Annotated in this window: 2 rRNA genes (1 of these 2 cut by a window edge); both read right to left on the reverse strand. The window is 52.7% G+C overall.

Annotation, left to right across the window (positions count from 1 at the left end):
* Positions 1–110 precede the first annotated feature (110 nt).
* Positions 111–226, reverse strand: a 5S ribosomal RNA gene (rrf, locus tag ACXAD0_RS00005).
* Positions 227–434: 208 nt separating this feature from the next.
* Positions 435–2500: ribosomal RNA gene (locus tag ACXAD0_RS00010) — 23S ribosomal RNA — on the reverse strand (it continues 819 nt past the right edge of the window).

The raw sequence follows: 2500 nt of genomic DNA on the forward strand, positions 1-2500 counted from the left end.
AGCGCGACCGCTCCTCACCCTACTCTCACGATGCTCGGCAGTACGCATTTGTGTGTTTGATAAATAAAAAAAGGGCCACCCGATTGGGTGGCCCTTTCTTTTATTTAGAAGCCTGACGATGACCTACTCTCACATGGGGAATCCCCACACTACCATCGGCGATGTTGCGTTTCACTTCTGAGTTCGGCAAGGGATCAGGTGGTTCCACAACTCTATGGTCGTCAGGCAAACTGGCTTGGGTTGGCGTCGGTCTTAAGAGCCTTGGCTCTGCCTGCCGTGTTATCGCTGTTTGCCTCGGTCTAATGACCGGCGATAACCCCAAATAAGTCGGTAAAACACTCTGTAGTAATACACCGCAAGTCGATGCTCTTTCGAGCTTCTTGCGCGTCTCTCGATTGGACACAATCCAAATCGTTAGTAACCATCTCTGTTGTATGGTCAAGCCGCACGGGCAATTAGTACTGGTTAGCTCAACGCCTCACAACGCTTCCACACCCAGCCTATCAACCTGGTAGTCTTCCAGGGCCCTTCAGGACTCTCAAGGAGTCAGGGAAATCTTATCTTGAAGGAGGCTTCCCGCTTAGATGCTTTCAGCGGTTATCCCGTCCGAACATAGCTACCGGGCAATGCCACTGGCGTGACAACCCGAACACCAGAGGTTCGTTCACTCCGGTCCTCTCGTACTAGGAGCAACTCTTCTCAAATTTCCAACGCCCACGGCAGATAGGGACCGAACTGTCTCACGACGTTCTAAACCCAGCTCGCGTACCACTTTAAATGGCGAACAGCCATACCCTTGGGACCGGCTTCAGCCCCAGGATGTGATGAGCCGACATCGAGGTGCCAAACACCGCCGTCGATGTGAACTCTTGGGCGGTATCAGCCTGTTATCCCCGGAGTACCTTTTATCCGTTGAGCGACGACCCTTCCATACAGAATCGCCGGATCACTATGACCTACTTTCGTACCTGCTCGACATGTCTGTCTCGCAGTCAAGCGCACTTATACCATTATGCTCATTGCATGATTTCCGACCATGCTGAGTGCACCTTCGTACTCCTCCGTTACTCTTTGGGAGGAGACCGCCCCAGTCAAACTACCCACCATACACTGTCCTCGATCCGGATAACGGACCTGAGTTAGAACCTCAAACATACCAGGGTGGTATTTCAAGGACGGCTCCACAATGACTAGCGTCACTGCTTCAAAGCCTCCCACCTATCCTACACAAGTAGGCTCAAAGTTCAGTGCAAAGCTGTAGTAAAGGTTCACGGGGTCTTTCCGTCTAGCCGCGGGTACACTGCATCTTAACAGCGATTTCAATTTCACTGAGTCTCTGGTGGAGACAGCGTGGCCATCGTTACGCCATTCGTGCAGGTCGGAACTTACCCGACAAGGAATTTCGCTACCTTAGGACCGTTATAGTTACGGCCGCCGTTTACCGGGGCTTCGATCAAGAGCTTCGCCGAAGCTAACCCCATCAATTAACCTTCCGGCACCGGGCAGGCGTCACACCCTATACGTCCACTTACGTGTTTGCAGAGTGCTATGTTTTTAATAAACAGTCGCAGCCACCTGGTCACTTCGACCGGCCTCAGCTTAGGGAGCAAGTCCCATCACCAAAACCGGCGTACCTTCTCCCGAAGTTACGGTACCATTTTGCCTAGTTCCTTCACCAGAGTTCTCTCAAGCGCCTTGGTATTCTCTACCTGACCACCTGTGTCGGTTTAGAGTACGGTTCACTATTACCTGAAGCTTAGAAGTTTTTCCTGGAAGCATGGCATCAACCACTTCGCCTCTTAAAAAGAGACTCGTCATCAGCTCTCGGCCTTAGGGACCCGGATTTGCCTAAGTCCCCAGCCTACAACCTTAAACACGGACAACCAATCGCCGTGCTGGCCTAGCCTTCTCCGTCACTCCATCGCAGTAATAGCGAGTACAGGAATATTAACCTGTTTTCCATCGACTACGGCTTTCGCCCTCGCCTTAGGGGCCGACTAACCCTGTCCCGATTAGCGTTGGACAGGAACCCTTGGTCTTCCGGCGGGGAGGTTTTTCACCCCCCTTATCGTTACTCATGTCAGCATTCGCACTTCTGATACCTCCAGCAAACCTCTCAGTTCACCTTCAACGGCTTACAGAACGCTCCTCTACCATGCGTGTAAACACGCATCCGCAGCTTCGGTTATCAGTTTGAGCCCCGGTATATCTTCCGCGCGGGCCGACTCGACTAGTGAGCTATTACGCTTTCTTTAAAGGATGGCTGCTTCTAAGCCAACCTCCTAGCTGTCTGGGCCTTCCCACATCGTTTCCCACTTAACTGATATTTGGGACCTTAGCTGGCGGTCTGGGTTGTTTCCCTTTCCACGACGGACGTTAGCACCCGCCGTGTGTCTCCCGCGATTGCACTCCTCGGTATTCGGAGTTTGCATGGGGTTGGTAAGTCGGGATGACCCCCTAGCCCAAACAGTGCTCTACCCCCGAGGGTGAGACGCGAGGC

It is taken from the genome of Microbulbifer sp. ABF4_148, assembly GCF_056158985.1.